The sequence below is a fragment of the Rhodoferax sediminis genome (assembly GCF_006970865.1).
Classification (GTDB): domain Bacteria; phylum Pseudomonadota; class Gammaproteobacteria; order Burkholderiales; family Burkholderiaceae_C; genus Rhodoferax_A; species Rhodoferax_A sediminis.
In genome coordinates, this window is the sequence record NZ_CP035503.1 from 1,406,968 (window position 1) to 1,425,490 (window position 18,523).

15 protein-coding genes are annotated in these 18,523 nt (G+C 63.4%); 3 read left to right on the forward strand and 12 right to left on the reverse strand.

Going from position 1 to position 18,523, the window contains the following annotated elements; all coding sequences use genetic code 11:
• Window positions 1-58: 58 nt before the first annotated feature.
• From EUB48_RS06760 to EUB48_RS06770, 3 genes are all read left to right on the forward strand, one after another.
• Window positions 59-1,804 carry an acyl-CoA dehydrogenase family protein gene (locus EUB48_RS06760; RefSeq protein ID WP_142818168.1) on the forward strand — a complete coding sequence of 582 codons (1,746 nt, stop codon included), beginning with the start codon at window positions 59-61 and terminating at the stop codon, window positions 1,802-1,804.
• An 86-nt stretch (window positions 1,805-1,890) separates the two neighbouring features.
• Window positions 1,891-2,865, forward strand: coding sequence for a Bug family tripartite tricarboxylate transporter substrate binding protein (locus EUB48_RS06765; protein ID WP_142818169.1), 975 nt, complete (start codon window positions 1,891-1,893; stop codon window positions 2,863-2,865).
• Between the two features lie 39 nt (window positions 2,866-2,904).
• A complete protein-coding gene (locus EUB48_RS06770; protein WP_142818170.1) occupies window positions 2,905-4,023 on the forward strand; it encodes a CaiB/BaiF CoA transferase family protein in 1,119 nt (372 codons plus the stop codon).
• Window positions 4,024-4,175: 152 nt separating this feature from the next.
• Here EUB48_RS06770 and EUB48_RS06775 read toward each other — a convergent pair whose 3' ends face one another.
• The 12 genes from EUB48_RS06775 to gyrA form a co-directional block, all read right to left on the reverse strand.
• The gene (locus tag EUB48_RS06775) at window positions 4,176-5,543 is read right to left on the reverse strand and encodes an IS5 family transposase (protein WP_244618354.1); all 1,368 of its coding nucleotides are present in this window, start codon (window positions 5,541-5,543) and stop codon (window positions 4,176-4,178) included.
• Between the two features lie 115 nt (window positions 5,544-5,658).
• Window positions 5,659-6,198, reverse strand: coding sequence for a ComEA family DNA-binding protein (locus tag EUB48_RS06780; RefSeq protein WP_142818171.1), 540 nt, complete (start codon window positions 6,196-6,198; stop codon window positions 5,659-5,661).
• A gap of 159 nt (window positions 6,199-6,357) precedes the next feature.
• Window positions 6,358-7,521 carry a lipopolysaccharide assembly protein LapB gene (gene lapB, locus EUB48_RS06785; protein WP_142818172.1) on the reverse strand — a complete coding sequence of 388 codons (1,164 nt, stop codon included), beginning with the start codon at window positions 7,519-7,521 and terminating at the stop codon, window positions 6,358-6,360.
• Window positions 7,511-7,801: a LapA family protein gene (locus EUB48_RS06790; protein WP_142818173.1), complete on the reverse strand. Its 291-nt coding sequence runs from the start codon at window positions 7,799-7,801 to the stop codon at window positions 7,511-7,513. Before EUB48_RS06790 ends, lapB begins: the two co-directional genes overlap by 11 nt.
• A gap of 45 nt (window positions 7,802-7,846) precedes the next feature.
• Complete coding sequence (locus tag EUB48_RS06795; RefSeq protein ID WP_142818174.1) at window positions 7,847-8,161, reverse strand: integration host factor subunit beta; 315 nt, start codon at window positions 8,159-8,161, stop codon at window positions 7,847-7,849.
• 87 nt (window positions 8,162-8,248) lie between these two features.
• Complete coding sequence (rpsA, locus tag EUB48_RS06800) at window positions 8,249-9,934, reverse strand: 30S ribosomal protein S1 (RefSeq protein WP_077560551.1); 1,686 nt, start codon at window positions 9,932-9,934, stop codon at window positions 8,249-8,251.
• Window positions 9,935-10,112: 178 nt separating this feature from the next.
• Window positions 10,113-12,122: a bifunctional 3-phosphoshikimate 1-carboxyvinyltransferase/cytidylate kinase gene (locus EUB48_RS06805; RefSeq protein WP_142818175.1), complete on the reverse strand. Its 2,010-nt coding sequence runs from the start codon at window positions 12,120-12,122 to the stop codon at window positions 10,113-10,115.
• Entirely contained in the window at window positions 12,123-13,001 is an 879-nt protein-coding gene (locus EUB48_RS06810; RefSeq protein WP_142818176.1) for a prephenate dehydrogenase, read from the reverse strand. It lies immediately after the preceding gene.
• Between the two features lie 27 nt (window positions 13,002-13,028).
• On the reverse strand, window positions 13,029-14,111 hold the full coding sequence (gene pheA / locus EUB48_RS06815) for a prephenate dehydratase (RefSeq protein ID WP_142818178.1): 1,083 nt from the start codon (window positions 14,109-14,111) through the stop codon (window positions 13,029-13,031).
• A 3-nt stretch (window positions 14,112-14,114) separates the two neighbouring features.
• A complete protein-coding gene (gene serC / locus EUB48_RS06820) occupies window positions 14,115-15,221 on the reverse strand; it encodes a 3-phosphoserine/phosphohydroxythreonine transaminase (RefSeq protein ID WP_142818180.1) in 1,107 nt (368 codons plus the stop codon).
• Entirely contained in the window at window positions 15,218-15,787 is a 570-nt protein-coding gene (locus tag EUB48_RS06825; protein WP_142818181.1) for a DUF2059 domain-containing protein, read from the reverse strand. The genes serC and EUB48_RS06825 overlap by 4 nt, the downstream gene beginning before the upstream one ends.
• Window positions 15,784-18,429 carry a DNA gyrase subunit A gene (gene gyrA, locus EUB48_RS06830; protein ID WP_142818183.1) on the reverse strand — a complete coding sequence of 882 codons (2,646 nt, stop codon included), beginning with the start codon at window positions 18,427-18,429 and terminating at the stop codon, window positions 15,784-15,786. Before gyrA ends, EUB48_RS06825 begins: the two co-directional genes overlap by 4 nt.
• Between the last annotated feature and the right edge of the window lie 94 nt (window positions 18,430-18,523).

The window sequence follows — 18,523 nt, forward strand, 5'->3', positions numbered from 1 at the left end:
TTGGAAATTAGATCACAGGCGCCGAATAATCAATCCATACCACCAATGGAGACAGACTATGGGCCAGCGATTTGCGAACGCCGCCAATGCCACACTTGCGATTCCCGATCGCAGCGGCACGAACCTGTTCGATGACGACGCCGAGCTGCAGTCGCTGCTGGGGCTCTACCTGCCGGAGCCGCTGCATGCCCACTTGCTGCCCCATTTCAAGCGGCTTGGCGCGCTGGCCGGCGGCCCGCTGGATGAACTCGCCAACACCGCGGACCACAACGCGCCGACCCTGGAGCACCGCTCGCGCACGGGCGTGGACGCCCAGCGCATCGTCAAGCATCCGGCCTATGTCGAGATGGAGCGCCTGGCGTTCTCGGAGTTCGGACTGGCCGCCATGTCGCACCGCGCCGGTGTTTTTGACTGGCCGCAGACGCTGCCTGCCGCTGCCAAATATGCGCTGACGTTTCTCTTCGTGCAGGCCGAGTTCGGCCTGTGCTGCCCGCTGTCCATGACCGATTCGCTGGCCCGCACGCTGCGCAAGTTTGGCGAGCCGGCCCTGGTGGCCCGCTACCTGCCCGCGCTGATCTCGCAGGATGTCGAGACGCTGGCGCAGGGCGCCATGTTCATGACCGAGCAGGGCGCGGGCTCCGACGTGGCCGCCACCGCTACGCTGGCCGAACGTAGTGGTGATGGCGAGGGCGATGCCTGGCGCTTGAGCGGCGACAAATGGTTCTGCTCCAACCCGGATGCCGAACTGGCCATGGTGCTGGCGCGCACCGGGGAGGCCGCAGCGGGCATTCGTGGAGTCTCGCTGTTTTTGCTGCCCCGCCATCGGCCGGACGGCTCGTTGAATGCCTATCGCATCGTCCGCCTCAAAGACAAGATGGGCACGCGCTCCATGGCCAGCGGCGAAATCCGGCTCGACGGGGCGCTGGCATATCTGGTCGGCCAGGAAGGGCGCGGCTTTGTGCAAATGGCCGACATGGTGAACAACTCGCGCCTGTCGAACGGCGTGCGCGCCGCTGGCCTCATGCGCCGCGCGGTGGGCGAGGCGTTCTTCATCGCGCGCCATCGCGAAGCCTTCGGCCGCAAATTGATCGATCTGCCGTTGATGCGCCGCCAACTGGTGAAGCTGCTGCTGCCCAGCGAGCAGGCGCGCACCATGATGTTCCAGACCGCCGAGGCCCTGCGCCGCGCCGACGCGGGCGATGCCACGGCCTACCAGCTGGTGCGCATTCTGACGCCGCTGATCAAGTTCCGCGCTTGCCGGGATGCGCGCAAGGTCACGGGCGATGCCATGGAAGTGCGTGGCGGCTGCGGCTACATCGAGGAGTGGAGCGATCCGCGCCTGGTGCGCGATGCGCATCTGGGTTCCATCTGGGAGGGCACCAGCAACATCGTGGCGCTGGACGTCATCCGCGCCATCCGGCGTGAAGACTCGCTCACGGCGCTGGTGGCTTATCTGGAAGGTCTTTTGAGCGAGGCCAAGCTGGACCAGGGGTTGCGCGAGCGGTTTGCTGCCACGCTGGTTCGCGTCACGGCGCTGGCGAATGTGGCGGTTGGCGATGGCGGGGAGGCGCTGGCGCGGCGCGCGGCCTCGGCGCTGTACCACCTGACCACGTCGGTGGCGATGGCCTGGGAGGCCAGCCAAACGGGTTCGCTCGCCAGAATGCGGCTGGCTGGGCTGGTGCTTCAACACCGGCTGTTGCCGAACGATCCGCTCACCGCGGATCTGGATCACGCCGACGATCTGGCGGCGCTGTTTGGTACGGCGGCGCAGGCGAAATCCGGCGCAGGGACTGCTGTGGCCTAAATAGCCGGGCAGGTCTTGGCCATCTTTTCATTCATCCATTTTTCATCGCCGCGCGCTGTGCCGGCTTACTCAATCAAAGGACAAACATGAATATCCGCAGAATTATTTTGGGGCTCGGTCTCGGCCTGATGGTGAGCGCTGCAGCGCTGGCGCAGAAGGATTTTCCGAGCAAGCCGCTGACGCTGGTGGTGCCATTCGCCGCCGGTGGGCCCACCGATGCCATGGCCCGTACCTTGGCCCACGCGCTCGGCCCAGTACTCGGGCAGCCCATGATCGTGGACAACCGGCCCGGCGCCGGTGGCAACATCGGCGCGGACTATGTGGCGCGCGCCCAGCCCGATGGCTACACGTTGCTGTTTGGAACCTCCGGCCCGCTTGCCATCAACGTGAGCCTGTACGGCAAAATCACCTACGACCCGATCAAGAGCTTCGCGCCCGTCATCCAGATCGGGCATCTGCCCAATGTGCTGGTGGTCAACCCCAGTGTGCCGGCCCACAACGTCAAGGAACTGATTGCCTACGCCAAGGCCAATCCGGGCAAACTCTCCTTTGCCTCTTCCGGCAACGGTGCGTCATCCCATCTGGCGGGCGTGATGTTCAATTCGATGGCGGGCACCGATGTTCAGCACATTCCCTACAAAGGAACGGGGCCTGCACTGAACGATCTGCTCGGCGGGCAGGTCGCCATGGCATTCACCGACGTGCTGACGGCGTTGCCGCACATCAAGGCCGGCAAGCTGCGCGTCCTGGGCGTGACCACGGCCACACGCTCGCAAGTCCTCCCCGATGTGCCGACGCTCGCGGAGCAGGGCTTGAAGGGATTCGATGTGAGCGTGTTCTTCGGCATCGTGGCCCCTGCGGGGACGCAGCAGGAAACCATCACGCGCCTGAATGCCGCCTTCGTCAAAGCGTTGGCCCAGCCGGATGTGCGCAAGACCCTGACGGCACAAGGCCTGGAGCCGGCGCCTGCCACCACCCCGGCCCAGCTGGCGACCTTCATGCGCAGCGAAGTGGTCAAGTGGCGCGATGTGGTCAAGACCTCAGGTGCGAAGCTCGACTGAGCATCGGCAACGACCCACCCACACCCAATGGAGTCCGTGATGGCAGATAGTTCCAAGCCCGGCGCGCTGGCCGGCATCCGGGTGATTGACGTGTCGCGCATTCTGGGCGGCCCGTACTGCGGCCAGATCCTGGGTGACCATGGCGCCGACGTGCTCAAGGTCGAGCCGCCTCAGGGCGACGACACGCGCGCCTGGGGGCCTCCGTTCCAGAACGGCGTGGCGTCTTATTACATGGGTCTGAACCGCAACAAGCTCGGCACGCAGCTCGACCTGGCCAGCGAGCGTGGGCAAAGCATGCTGTTGGGGCTGCTCGAAGGCGCGGATGTGTTGATCGAGAACTTCAAGACGGGAACCCTGGAGAAATGGGGCCTGGGCTACGAGGCCCTGGCGCAGCGGTTTCCGCGTCTGATCCATTGCCGCGTAAGCGGGTTCGGCGCCGACGGCCCGCTCGGTGGTCTGGCGGGTTATGACGCCGCGGTGCAGGCGCTCACCGGCATCATGAGCGTCAACGGCGAAGTGGGCGGCGAGCCGCTGCGGGTCGGACTGCCAGTGGTGGATCTGGTCACCGGATTGAACGCGGCTCTGGGCGTGCTGCTGGCGCTACAAGAACGAGAGCGCAGTGGCCGCGGGCAGTTTGTCGAGGCCAGCCTGTTCGATTGCGGCCTGTCCTTGCTGCACCCGCACGCGGCGAACTGGTTTGCGGACGGCCAAAAGCCGAAACTCACGGGCAACGCACACCCCAACATCTACCCCTACGACGCGTTTGCGACGCACACCGTGCCTATTTTTCTGGCCGTCGGCAATGACCGGCAATTCGAACTGCTGTGCCGGCACCTCGGGACACCGGAGCTGGCGCAGGACGAGCGTTTTGTCAAGACGTATTCGCGATCGCAGCATCGCGCCGTGCTGCGCCAGCTGTTAGAGACCGAGCTGTCCCGGCATGACGGCGCGGCGCTGGCCGAGGCGCTGATGCAAATCGGCGTGCCGTGCGCCCCCATCCTGACGGTGGACGCGGCTCTGCAACACCCCCACACCGCCCATCGGGAAATGGTCGTGCGCATCGGCGACAACTACACTGGTGTGGCGTCGCCCATCAAGCTGAGCCGCACGCCGGCCACCTACCGGCACGCCCCGCCCGTGGAGCTATCGGGCAGTTGAAGGTCTGGAAATCTTCGCTCGTGCTGTCCGCGTTTCCTGAGCAATAGAGGGCGGCCCATCGCCGGAGAGAGTGGGACAAATAAAAAAACCCGCCGAAGCGGGTTTTTTCACGGGATCGCCTGGAATTAGTCGTCCCTGAGAAACTCGTTTTTTCAAGGAACCGCAGGTCTCGCGCGAATGGCATAAGCGCTGGCCGCGCTCAATAGTTGTCGCAGCGTGATACCCCACTGGGCACAAAGAAGCCGCAGCTTCTTGAGGATCTTGCGCATGTTGTGCCCAGCACCGCACAGCAGTGCATTCATCGCATCACCTTCGATGCCCTTGAGGAAGTTTCTCGCCAGTCTGCCATCCGACTTCATGTGACCGATTACCGGCTCCACCGCATTCCTGCGCTTGAGCTTTCTATGGATTGCGGCCGTCACCCCGCGCTTGGCCCCGGCAATCCAGACTTTGAGCGTGCCGCTGTTGCAGCCGTGGCCCCGATACCCTCGATCCGTGTAAGCCTCTTTGGCCTTGAAACCTGAGACGCGCTCAGCCTGCTCAATACACGCCTGCAGCGTGTGCCCGTCATACGGATTGCCCGACAACGACTTGGCGCCGACGACGAACGACTCCTTGCTGGTCGAGACGATGCCTACCTTCACGCCGAATTCGTACTGTTTGTGGATCTTGCCTTTGGCAATGCATTCGACTTCCGGGGCATGCACGCTGTACAGCTTGGGTGGATCGCCCTCGCTGCGCCGTCTAGGCTGGCTGTGGATGCGCGCTGCGATCTCCAGCAACTTGTCCATCCGCCCGGTGCGCGTGTCATCGCTTTGCGTCTTGCGCTCAATGTCCCGAATGACGCGGCCAAGGTAGGTGCGCAGCTTTCTGTTCTGGGCCTTGGCCCGGTTCATCTGGCGGGCATGGGCGTAGCGCTGCGAGCGCACGAAGGCTGCCTGGCCGACCCGTTCGTAGCTTTGGCGCAGGTTGATGCCGAGTTTCCTGGCCTGGCGCACCAGCGCCACGCGCGCCTTGTGCAGCAGTCGGGCATCGGTGGGAAAGGCCACGGCCTTGTCTTGCACCGTGGTGTCCACATTGACCACAGCCAGCGAGGTCTTGACAACTGTCTTGGTGGCCAGACCTGCTTGCACTGTCAGGCCCAGGATGAACTCACAGCCGGGCTCGCCAATGCGCTTGCGAAACCCGGTCATGAGACTGGGGTCAATGGGCAGGTCATGGCGAAAGTACTGCTCGCCGCAGAAGTGCTGCCAGTACGGGTTCTCTACCCACACCGCCACGACTTCTTCATCCGACAGGTTGCTGGTGTGCTTGAGCAGTTGCAGAGCGACCATCAGACGGATGGGATGGCCGGGGCGGCCAATGCCGGCTTTGTACAGGCCGCCAAAGCGCTGCTCGCAAGATTGCCAATCGATCTTCTGGGCCAGTTGCACCAGCGGGTGGCGCAGGTTGATGAGATTGGCCAGTTCCTGGCGAAACAGATCTGTTTCAGCCGAATGTTGGGTCTCGCGCAGTGCCATGAGTTTGCAAGGTTTGGGGCTTTGATAGCCTCAATTCTGGCAACCTGCGGGCCACTTCAACACCTCACTAACCCGCATCAATGCTCGATTCTTGGAGTTTCTCAGGGGCGACGAATTAATTCTTGGCAGCGCTGGCCGCCGGTTTGGCGGCATCGGCTTTGGCGGCCTTGGCTGCTTTGGCCGCTTTGGCGTCATCAGCCTTCTTTTTCTTGGCATCGGCTTTGGCGGCCTTGTCTACGGCTTTCTTGGCTTTGGCGTCAGCCTTCGCATCGCCAGCCGCTGCGGGGGCGGCCGTTGCAGCCGTGGGCGCAGCAGCGGTCGGTGCAGCGGAAGCCGGCTTGGCGTCGGCTTTCTTCTGGCTTGTTTTTGCGGCGGGCGCGGCCGCTGCACCATTGAAGGGCGCGCCGTTGACCGTCATGCCTTCAGAGGAAAATGTGGCAGCGTTTTTTTCACCGACGCCCTTGACGCGCCCGATGAAGTCATTCCAGTCCTTGAAGTCGCCTTTCTTGCGCTCATCGACGATCCTGCTGGAGATGCCGGGGCCGATGCCTTTGAGGCCATCGAGTTCGGCCGCGGTGGCCTTGTTCACATCGACAGCAGCGAAAGACGCAACTGCGTACAGCATGGCCACAATGGCGAGGATTTTCTTCAACATTGACGGAACTCCTGGTAGTAAAAGAAACCCGGCAGAAAAGCCGCCGGGACTGCCTGGTTATAACGGCGTCAGACTCCCGTTCGTTGACCTCCAGGTGTCACAAGAGTTGGTGAATACCCTGATGCCCGGCGCGGCAGGGCAACTTGAAGGGCGTCGCTACTAGAGTTCTTCGACCCGGCGTGCCGGGTAGCTGTCCCATGCCTGGCAGCCGGGACATTGCCAGAAGTGCTGTGTGGCTTCAAAGCCGCAGGCAGCGCAGCGGTAGCGCATGAGCGGGCGCGCAGCGTGGTCCAGCGCACGCTGCACCTGGGGGTGGAACTGCTCGTGCTCCAGCTTTTCGCCCGCAATCCATTTGGCTGCCGCGATCAGTGACGGCTCGCGTTCAAGGTGCTTGAGATACCAGTCGCGGCCACCTTGCACCTCCTGTGCGGGTTCGCCAGCTGCCGTCAGGGTCACGATAGCGTCCAGCACGTCGAGGCTGGGGTCCTGCGCGTAACTGGTTTTCAGAAGACTCAAGGCCTGCGCCGAGTGCCCACAGGCCATTGCGGCTTCGCACAGCGTGTGCGCCACCAGCGGCAGCGAAAGAGGCGCCACGTCGAGCAACGCCTGCAGGCTCTCGAACGCGGCGTCGGCTTCACCGAGCCGCAGATGCAAGGCGGCCAGATCGATGCGCGGACGGGGCGCATGGGGCGCCGTCGTCAGAGCCTGGTCGAGCAGCCGGTGGGTGGCAGCGTTGTTGCCTTCGGCGGTTTGGGCTGCCGCCTGCTCGCACAGGTAATGCGCCTGCCGCGCGCTGAAGCTGCCCTGGCCGGCGTCTTCGAGTTTTTGCGCAATCCGCGCCGCCTGCGGCCAGTCGCGTGAGCGCTCGAAGATGGCCAGCAAAGCCAGGCTGGCCTGCGTTTCGAACGGTGTGCCTTCGAGCTTGCGCAGGGCCTCTTCGGCGCGGTCGAGCAGGCCCGCCTTCAGGAAATCCAGCGCCAGCGCATGCTGGGCGCGTTCGCGGTCGGCGCGGCTCAGGTCGCCCCGCGAGAGCAGATGCTCGTGCACGCGCACGGCCCGTTCGTACTCGCCGCGGCGCCGGAACAGGTTGCCCAGCGCGAAGTGCAATTCAGACGTGTCCGGGTCGTTTTGCACGGCCTCGATGAAGGCGTCGATGGCCTGGTCCTGCTGCTCGTTCAGCAGAAAGTTCAAGCCCTTGAAGTACGCCTTGGGCGCCTGCCGGTTTTCCATGCGCAACTGGCGCAGGTCGAACCGCGACGCGGCCCATCCCAGGATGAATGCAATGGGCAGACCCAGCAGAATCCAGCTCAGGTCAAAGTCCATCGTGGATGCCGGCGCTGACCGAGTCGGTGGGATGGGACGCCGATGCGGCGCCCTGCCGGGCCTTTTTGGCGGCAACGCGGTGCTTCCACCAGCGCGGCACCATGCCCAGCACGCCCAGCACGACGCCGGCCGCAAAAGCTGCCAGCACCACCAGCACCAGCGGCGCGCGCCATTGCGTGCCAAAGAAAAAATGCACGATGGTGTCCTGCTGATTGTTCAGCGCGAAAGCGAACAGGGTAAAAAAAATGGCTGCCTTGAGCAGCCACATGAGGTATTTCATGAATCGTCCTCAGTGACGAGGAGATTCTACCGACGGATTCAACCGTCAAGCCTTGCTGGCTGCTGCCTCGAGCTCCTGCGTGCGTTTGTCCACCGCCTCACGCAGCGCCTTGCCGGGCTTGAAATGCGGGACGCGTTTCTCCGGAATGGCCACGCTTTCGCCCGAACGCGGGTTGCGACCCATGCGGGGCGAGCGCCGGTTGATCGAGAAACTGCCGAAGCCACGGATTTCGATGCGGTGCCCGCGCACCAGGGCGTCGCTCATGGCGTCGAGAATCGTCTTGACGGCATATTCGGCGTCGCGGTGCGTAAGCTGACTAAAGCGGGCAGCCAGTTCTTCAACGAGGTCGGAGCGGGTCATCTGGAAACGAAGGCAGGGGGCCCAAGCGGGCGTCCAGCCACCCCGCAAAGGGTGGTGTGACGCGCGGCTTCGCCCCCGTCCGGCGGCTTAGTTATTGTTGTTGTCCAGCTTGGCGCGCAAGAGCGCACCCAGGCTGGTCGTACCGGCGTTTTCACGCGCGGATTGCTGGCTCAGGCTTGACATGGCTTCCTGCTGGTCGGCCATGTCCTTGGCCTTGATGGACAGCTGGATGTTGCGCGTCTTGCGGTCCACGTTGACCACCACGGCGGTGACTTCGTCGCCTTCTTTCAGCACGTTGCGCGCATCTTCCACGCGGTCGCGGCTGATCTCGGAAGCACGCAGGTAACCGATGATGTCTTCACCCAGGTCGATTTCAGCGCCACGGGCGTCCACGGTCTTGACCTTGCCGGTCACGATCTGGCCCTTGTCGTTGATGGTGGTGAAGGTGGTGAACGGATCGCTGTCGAGCTGCTTGATGCCCAGCGAGATGCGTTCGCGGTCCACATCCACGGCCAGCACGATGGCTTCGACTTCCTGGCCCTTCTTGTAGTTGCGCACGGCGGCTTCACCAGGCTCGTTCCAGGACAGGTCGGACAAGTGCACCAGGCCGTCGATGCCGGCAGCCAGGCCCACGAACACGCCGAAGTCGGTGATCGACTTGATCGGACCCTTGACGCGGTCGCCGCGCTTGGTGTCCTGCGCAAACTCCTGCCAGGGATTGGCCTTGCACTGCTTCATCCCGAGGCTGATGCGGCGCTTGTCTTCGTCGATTTCGAGGACCATGACTTCGACTTCGTCGCCCAGCGACACGATCTTGCTCGGCGCCACGTTCTTGTTGGTCCAGTCCATCTCGGACACGTGGACCAGGCCTTCGATGCCGGGTTCGAGTTCCACAAACGCGCCGTAGTCGGCGATGTTGGTGATCTTGCCGAACATGCGCGTGCCTTGCGGGTAGCGGCGGCTCACGCCCATCCAGGGGTCGTCGCCCATTTGCTTCAGGCCCAGCGACACGCGGTTCTTCTCGGTGTCGAACTTGAGGATCTTGGCGGTGATTTCCTGGCCGGCTGTCACCACTTCGCTCGGGTGACGCACACGGCGCCAGGCCATGTCGGTGATGTGCAGCAAACCGTCGATGCCGCCCAGGTCCACAAACGCACCGTACTCGGTGATGTTCTTGACCACGCCATGCACCACGGCGCCTTCCTTCAGGGTTTCCATCAGCTTGGCGCGTTCTTCGCCCATGCTGGCCTCGACCACGGCGCGGCGCGACAACACGACGTTGTTGCGCTTGCGGTCGAGCTTGATGACCTTGAATTCCATGGTCTTGTTTTCGTACGGGGACAAGTCCTTGATGGGTCGGGTGTCGATCAGCGAACCTGGCAGGAAGGCGCGGATGCCGTTGACCAAGACGGTCAGGCCGCCCTTGACCTTGCCGCTGGTGGTGCCGGTGACGAATTCGCCGGATTCCAGGGCTTTTTCGAGCGCCATCCAGGACGCCAGGCGCTTGGCCTTGTCGCGCGACAGGATGGTGTCGCCATAGCCGTTTTCGATGGCGTCGATGGCCACCGAGACGAAGTCGCCGACCTGGACTTCGAGTTCGCCCTTGTCGTTCTTGAATTCTTCGATGGGCACATAGGCTTCGGATTTGAGGCCAGCGTTGACCACCACGAAGCTGTGCTCGATACGCACGACTTCAGCGGTGACCACTTCACCCATGCGCATTTCAGAGCGTTGCAGTGATTCTTCAAACAGGGCGGCGAAAGATTCAGACATTGAGTTTCCTTGGGCTACACAGACAGGGTTGACGAGCGCGGGATTGCTATCGTTTCTATAGCTGACTGTGGCAGTTTCTTGCGGCCAGACAAGCGATAAGGCCGCGGGTTAAGTTGACAAACCACACGGCCGATCCGCCCGGTGGGCGCGATGCGGGCCGTATGGGCCTGATGGCTGCTCAGGAGGTCCCGAACGGCTGCTTGCCCCGCCACCAGCCCAACACCTGATTGACAGATTCTTCAATCGTCAAATCCGAGTTGTCCAGCAGCAAGGCATCTCCGGCAGGTTTGAGAGGCGCAACGCTGCGGGATGAATCCCTCGCGTCGCGCGCTTCCAAGTCCGTCCGAAGATTGTCAAGTATAGCTGGAAAACCCTTTGAAATCAATTGCTTATAGCGCCGCTCCGCCCGGTGCCCGGCGCTCGCCGTGAGGTAGATCTTGAGCAGCGCGTCGGGAAAAATGACGGTGCCCATGTCGCGTCCGTCGGCCACCAGCCCGGGCAGCTGGCGAAAGCTGTGCTGCAGTGTGATCAGGGCGGTGCGCACGGCGGGCAGGGCCGACACTTTGGAGGCGTTCATGCCGGCCTCCTCGGTGCGGATGGCGTCGGTGACGTCGGCGCCATCGAGCCAGACCTGGTCGCCGACAAAGCGCACGGGCAGGCGTTGCGCCAGCGCGGCAATGGCGACTTCATGGGCTGCGTCCAGCGCCAGGCCGGCGCGCCCGGCGGCCAGTGCCGTGATCCGGTACAGCGCCCCGGAGTCCAGGTAGTGGTAACCGAGCCGGTGCGCCAGCGTGGCGGCCAGCGTGCCCTTGCCCGAGGCGGTGGGGCCGTCCACGCAAATCACGGGAATGCGGGCGGCGAACGTGTGGGCCAGCGCAAACAGGGCCTCGAAGTAGTCCGGGAAGGTTTTGGCGACGCACTTCGGGTCTTCGATGCGAACCGGCAGACCCGCCGGATTGAAGGCCGCCAGCGAGAAACACATGGCGACCCGGTGGTCGTCGTAGGTGTGAATGCTGGCCGCGCGCCAATGGGCCGGCGAGGCTGGTGGCGTGACACGCAGGAAGTCGGCACCTTCTTCCACCATCGCGCCGAGTTTGCGCAGCTCGGCGGCCATGGCGGTGAGGCGGTCGGTCTCCTTGACGCGCCAGCTCGCGATGTTGCGCAGCAGGCTCGGGCCGTCGGCAAACAGAGCCATAATCGCCAGCGTCATTGCGGCATCGGGGATGTGGTTGCAGTCGAGATCGATGGCGTGCAGCGGCCAGGCGCCGCGCGAGACTTCAAGCCAGTTCGGGCCGCTGACGATCTGCGCGCCCATTAAGCGCGCTGCTTCAATGAAACGGATGTCGCCCTGAATGGAATCTGCGCCGACGCCTTCAATTCTTACGTCTTTTTGGCCTGAAGTTCCCGCCGTGATTGCGCCGAGCGCTATGAAATAGCTAGCAGACGAGGCGTCGGCCTCGATGTGGATCGCGCCCGGCGACTGGTAGCGGCTGCCCGCCGGAATGGTGAAGCGTTGCCAGCTGTCGCGCCGCACGGCAATGCCGAAGTGCGCGAGCAGATTGAGCGTGATCTCGATATAGGGCTTGGAGATCAGCTCGCCCACGACCTCGATCACCACATCCTGGGCTGCTGCTGTCAGTGGCAGCGCCATCAGCAGCGCCGTCAGGAACTGGCTGGATACGTCGCCGCGCACCCGGATCGGCGCGCCCGGCTGCAAGGCGGGCGCGCCCACGCGCAGCGGCGGATAACCTTCCTGGCCCAGGTAGTCGATGCGGCACCCCAATTGGCGCAGCGCGTCGACCAGATCGCCGATCGGGCGCTCGTGCATGCGGGCCACGCCGCTGAGCTCAAAGTCGCCGCCCAGCAGCGCCAGCGCCGCAGTCAGCGGGCGCATGGCGGTTCCGGCGTTACCCAGGAACAGTTGGGCTCGGGCATTTTTGAGCCGGCCGCCCAAGCCTTCGATGGCAACGCAGCCTTCGCTGCGCACGATGTCGCAGCCAAGCTGTTGCAGCGCACCCAACATGACCCGTGTGTCGTCGGAGTCGAGCAGGTCGTGCACGGTGGTGGTGCCGGCACTGAGCGCGGCCAGCAGCAGCACCCGGTTGGAAATGCTCTTGGAGCCGGGCAGCACCACCGTGCCGCCCGCCGCCTGCAACGGCGGAATATCCAGAAATTCGGTCGCGAACATTTACTTGCCCGATTTACCGGAGGTCATGCGCCAGTGGGCTCGCGTCTGGCTGGCTTGCCCGATCTGCTGTTCCAGTGCGTCGGCGTTACCGCTGGCAATCAGCGCCTCCATGGCCTGCAGCGATCGCTGAAAAATCTGGGATTGCGCGAGCAGCTCTTCGCGGTTGGCGACCATGATGTCGCGCCACATGTGCGGGTCGCTCGCGGCGATGCGCGTGAAGTCGCGAAACCCCGGGCCTGCGAGCGATAAATACTCCTGCCCGCCAGCCTGGCCGGTGATTCCGTTCATCAGCGCAAATGCAATCAGGTGCGGCAGATGGCTGACCGCCGCGAATGCCGCGTCGTGCGCCTCGGGCGCCATCTTCTGCACATGGCAACCCAGTGCGGTCCAGACCTCGATCGCCTTTTGCAGGTGCGCCGTCAGGGTGCGCTCGATCGGGGTCAGGATCACCTGCTTGCCCATATAGAGATCGGCATCCGCATGCTCCACGCCCGAGACTTCCCGGCCGGTGATCGGATGCGCCGGCACGAATGAGCCGACCTGTTCGCGCAGCACCCGCCGCGCGGCATCGACCACGTCGCGCTTGGTGGAGCCCACATCCATGACCAGCGTCTGCGGCGTGAGCAGGTGTTTGATGGCCTTGAAAGTGGCCTCGGTGGCGGCCACTGGAATCGCCAGCAGCACGATGTCGGCGCCCGATACGGCCAGCAGCGCCGACGGCGCTTCCAGGTCGATCACGCCCATCTGGCGCGCGCGCTCGGTGGTGGAAGGCGATTTGCTGTAACCGACCACGCGCTTGACCAGCCCCGCGCGCTTGAGCGCGAGCGCGAACGAGCCACCCATGAGGCCGCAGCCAATCAGTCCGAGTTGCTCAAACATCGGTGTGCACCATGTAGCCCGCCATGGTCAGTCGCCCACCGGATAGGTGCCCAGCACCTTGTAGAACGCACACAGCCCTTGAAGATCCTTCAAGGCGGCGGCGACATTTGGCTGCGAGGGGTGGCCCTGGATGTCAACGTAGAAAAAATATTCCCACTGGCCCGAGCGCGCAGGGCGTGACTCGAAGCGCGTCATCGATACGCCGTGGGTCTTGAGCGGCACCAGCAGGTCGTGCACCGCGCCTGGCTTGTTGGGCACCGAGACGATCAGGCTCACACAGTCCCGGCCGGAGGCTTGCGGCGCCTGCAGCGTCTGCGGCAGGCAGATCACGGCAAACCGGGTGCGATTGAAGGCATCGTCCTGGATCGCGTGCGCGGCGACGTGCAGGCCGAATTCGCTGCCGGCGCGCTCACTCGCGATAGCGGCCCAAGCCGGATGTGTCGCTGCCAGCCGGGCGCCTTCGGCGTTGCTGGAGACGGCGCGGCGCTCCACATCCGGCAGATGGGTGTTGAGCCAGCCCTGGCACTGGGCCAGGGCCTGTGGATGCGCCAGCACGACCTCTATATCTTCGAGCGAATTGCTCTGGCGCAGCAGGTTGTGGCGCACCAGCAGGCTGGTTTCGCCCACGATATGCAACGGCGAGTTCAGGAACAGATCGAGCGAACGCGCCACCACACCTTCGGTGGAGTTCTCCACCGGAACCACGCCAAATTCGGCCGTGCCTGCCGCCGTGGCGCGGAACACCTCGTCGAAGTTGACGCAGGGCACATGCTCGATGCTGGTACCGAAGAACCGCAGTGCGGCCTCTTCGCTGAAGGTGCCCGCGGGGCCCAGGTAGGCGACCCGCTGCGGCGCTTCGAGCGCACGGCAGGCCGACATGATTTCGCGCCAGATGCTGGCCACGTTACCCGGCTTGAGCGGCCCCGGATTGGAAGACTGCAGTCCGTGAATCACCTCGGCTTCGCGTTCCGGCCGGAACACCGGGGAGCCTTCGGCGCGCTTGATCTCGCCCACCTCATTGGCGAGCTCGGCGCGGCGGTTGAGCAGCGCCAGCAGTTCACGGTCGGCGGCGTCGATCTGAGTGCGCAGTTGTGCGAGGGTCTTGGCCATGGGTCAGCTCTGGGTTCTCTCAAATTCTTGCATATAGTTCACCAGCGCCTGCACGCCCGCGATCGGCATTGCGTTGTAAATACTGGCACGCATGCCCCCGACCGATTTGTGGCCCTTGAGCTGGAGCAGGCCACGGTCTTTGGCGCCGGCCAGAAAGGCCTCGTTGCGCGACTCGTCGCGCAGAAAGAATGGCACGTTCATGCGCGAGCGGCAACTGGGCGCCACCCTGTTGGCATAGAACTGCGACCGATCGATGAAGTCGTAGAGCAGTTGGGCTTTGGCGATGTTGCGCTGTTCCATGGCCGCAATGCCACCCTGCTTTTTAAGCCACTGGAAGGTCAGTCCGGCAACGTAGATGGCCCAGGTCGGCGGCGTGTTGTACATCGAGTGGCTGTCCGCCACGGTTTTGTAGTCGAACGCGCTGGGACAGGCGGGCAGGGCGTGGCCCAGCAAATCCTCGCGAACCACCACCAGCGTGACGCCGGCCGGCCCCAGGTTTTTCTGCGCACCGCCAAACGCCAACCCGACGCGGCTCCAGTCGACGGCGCGGGACGCCACATGGGATGAGAAGTCGATCACCAGCGGCGCCTTGCTGCCCAGCGCCTTCAGGTCGGGCAATATCTGGAACTCCACGCCATGGATGGTCTCGTTGGTGCAGATATGCACGTAGGCGGCGTTGTCGGCAAGCTGCCAGCCGGCCGGGTCGGGCAGCGTGGTGTAGCCGTCGGCCTCGGTGCTGGCTGCGACGTGCACCGTGCAGTACTTGCGCGCTTCCTTGAGCGACTTCTGGCTCCAGCTGCCAGTGACCACGAAATCGGCGCTCGTGCCGCCTGACAGGTTCAGCGGAACAATCGCGTTTTCAGCCAGTCCGCCGCCCTGCATGAACAGGATCCTGAAATGCGGCGGGACGGCCAGCAACTCACGCAAATCGGCCTCGGCCCGTTCATAGATCGAGATGAATTCCTTGCCCCGATGACTCATCTCCATCACGCTCATGCCGCTGCCATGCCAGTCCAGCATGTCGGCAGCGGCCAGGCGCAAGACCTCCTCGGGAATGGCCGCGGGGCCTGCGGAAAAGTTGTACGGGCGCGTACTCGCCGGCGTTGTCACTTCTTGGCGGGGGCGGGGGCCTTGGCCGGTGCCGCGGGAGGCGGTGCGCCCAGCGCCTTGGCCACCGCGGGGCCGAGCAGACTCAGCTTCGGCTCGATACTCGCACGCGTCTCGGCCACCACCTTCTCACCCAGGGCGGTCTGCAATTTTGGATTCAAGTCCTGGTATTTTTTGGCCAGCGGCGAACTGATCCATGCCACCAGCTGGCGCAACTCATCCTCGCTGAGGTTTTGCTCAAGAATTGGGCCCAGCGCGGCAGGTGCGACCTGCACGGCTTTGTCTCGGACGATGGGATAGGCCCCGTCGAAGTATTTTTTGAGCTCGGCATCGGCGGCCTTGGCGGCTGCCTCACGCTTTTCGGGCGGCACCTGGGTTTGCAGGTATTGAGAGCCTGCCTGCGCGATGGACGCGCTGGACTGCTGAACCAGCCCGCGTGCCAGGGATTCGATGCCGGGGCGCTGCAAGTCGATGAATTGCTTGATGAGAGCAGCCTTGCCGTCCTGGGCCATGGCGATGGAACTGGTTGCCAATGCGGCCGCCAGAAGGGCGAGTTTGAAACTTTTCACTGAGGATTCTCCGTTGTGGATGAGGAAGTGCTGTCGTTGTCTGAGTCGCTGTCGCCGTTCACATCGTTTTCCACGATGCGCTGCAAGCCGCTGAGTCTGGAGCCCTCATCGAGCCCGATCAGCGTCACCCCCTGGGTGGCGCGTCCCATTTCGCGAATTTCGCCGACCCGGGTGCGTACCAGTACGCCCTTGTCGGTAATCAGCATGATTTCGTCGTCGGCCCGCACCAGCGTGGCCGCCACGACCTTGCCGTTGCGCTCCGTTTGCTGGATCGCGATCATGCCCTTGGTGCCGCGCCCGTGGCGCGTGTACTCAGTGATGCTGGTGCGTTTGCCGTAGCCGTTTTCGGTGGCTGTCAGCACGCTCTGACTTTCGTCCTCGGCCACGAGCATGGCGATCACGCTTTGGCCCACTTCGAGCGACATGCCGCGCACACCGCGGGCGTTACGGCCCAGCGAACGGACATCGTCCTCGTCGAAGCGCACGGCCTTGCCGCCATCGGAAAACAGCATCACATCGTGCTGGCCGTCGGTCAGCGCTGCGCCGATCAGGAAGTCTCCGTCGTCGAGCGAGACCGCAATGATGCCGGCCTTGCGCGGGTTGCCGAATTCATCGAGCGTGGTTTTCTTGACCGTCCCCATGGAGGTCGCCATAAACACATATTGATTGGCCGGAAAGCTTCGTTTCTCACCCGTCAGCGGCAATACGACGGTGATTTTTTCGCCTTCCTGCAGCGGGAACATGTTGACGATGGGGCGTCCGCGCGAGCCGCGCGAACCCTGAGGCACTTCCCAGACCTTGAGCCAGTACAGGCGTCCCCGGTTGGAGAAGCACAGGATGTAATCGTGCGTGTTGGCAATGAAAAGCTGATCGACCCAGTCGTCTTCCTTGGTCGCCGTGGCCTGCTTGCCACGCCCACCGCGCTTCTGGGACCGGTACTCGGAGAGCGGCTGGCTCTTGATATAGCCGCTATGCGACAGCGTGACCACCATATCGGTAGGGGTGATCAGGTCCTCGGTGCTCAGGTCGAACGAGCTGTGTTCGACCAGGCTGCGGCGCGCGCCGATTTTGGTCTGGCCGAATTCCTGCTTGATGGCGCCCAGCTCGTCGCCAATGATGGTCGAGACGCGCGCCGGTTTGGCCAGGATGTCGAGCAAATCCTCGATTTCGGCCATGACTTCCTTGTACTCGGCCACGATCTTGTCCTGCTCGAGGCCGGTCAGGCGCTGCAGGCGCATTTGCAGAATTTCCTGCGCCTGCGTTTCGCTGAGCCGGTACAGGCCATCGCTGCCCATGCCGTAGGTTTTTTCCAGGCCGTCGGGACGGTAGTCGTCGGCGTTGATCACGCCACCGTCGGCCCGCGTGCGGGTCAGCATTTCGCGCACCAGCTGGCTGTCCCAGGGCCGGGCCATCAGCTCAACCTTGGCCACGGGTGGTGTCGGCGCGTTGCGGATGATGGCGATGAAGTCGTCGATGTTGGCCAGCGCCACGGCCAGGCCTTCGAGCACATGGCCGCGTTCGCGCGCCTTGCGCAGCGTGAACACGGTGCGACGGGTGACCACTTCACGGCGATGTTCCAGAAAGACTTCGATCAGGTCCTTGAGATTGCAAAGTTTGGGCTGGCCGTTGACCAGCGCCACCATGTTGATGCCAAAGGTGTCCTGCAGCTGCGTCTGTTTATAGAGGTTGTTGAGCACCACTTCGGGCACTTCGCCGCGCTTGAGTTCGATGACCAGGCGCATGCCCGATTTGTCGGACTCGTCCTGGATATGGCTGATGCCCTCGATCTTCTTCTCGTGGACCAGTTCGGCCATGCGCTCCTGCAGCGTCTTTTTGTTCACCTGGTATGGCAACTCGTCCACGATGATCGACTGGCGCTGCCCCTTGTCGATGTCTTCGAAGTGGCACTTGGCGCGCATCACCACCTTGCCGCGGCCGGTGCGGTAACCGTCCTTGACGCCATTGATGCCGTAAATAATACCTGCCGTAGGGAAATCGGGCGCTGGAATGATCTCCATCAGCTCGTCAATACCGGCGTGCGGGTTTTTCAGCAGATGCAGGCACGCATCGACCACCTCGTTAAGGTTGTGCGGCGGGATGTTGGTCGCCATGCCCACCGCAATGCCGCCGGAGCCGTTGATCAGCAGGTTGGGAACCCGGGACGGCAACACCAGCGGCTCCTTTTCGCTGCCGTCGTAGTTGGGACCGAAATCAACCGTTTCCTTGTCGATATCGGCCAGCATCTCCTGGGCAATCTTTGCCAGACGGATTTCGGTGTAGCGCATGGCGGCGGGGTTGTCGCCATCCACCGAACCGAAGTTGCCTTGCCCGTCCACCAGCATGTGACGCAGTGAAAAGTCCTGTGCCATGCGCACGATGGCGTCATATACCGACTGATCGCCGTGCGGGTGGTACTTGCCGATGACGTCACCAACGATACGCGCCGATTTCTTGTAAGGGCGATTCCAGTCGTTGTTGAGTTCGTGCATCGCGTACAACACACGCCGGTGCACGGGTTTCAGTCCGTCCCGCGCATCAGGCAGGGCGCGCCCCACGATGACGCTCATGGCGTAATCGAGGTAACTGCGCCGCATTTCCTCTTCAAGACTGATGGGCAGGGTTTCTTTGGCGAACTGGGTCATGGGGAGGGATTCTCGGCAAGTGAAGTCTGATTTTACGGGCAAGGGGCTGTCGCTAAGTCGCAACACATCGGCCTAATTGCGGTTTTGTCCTACG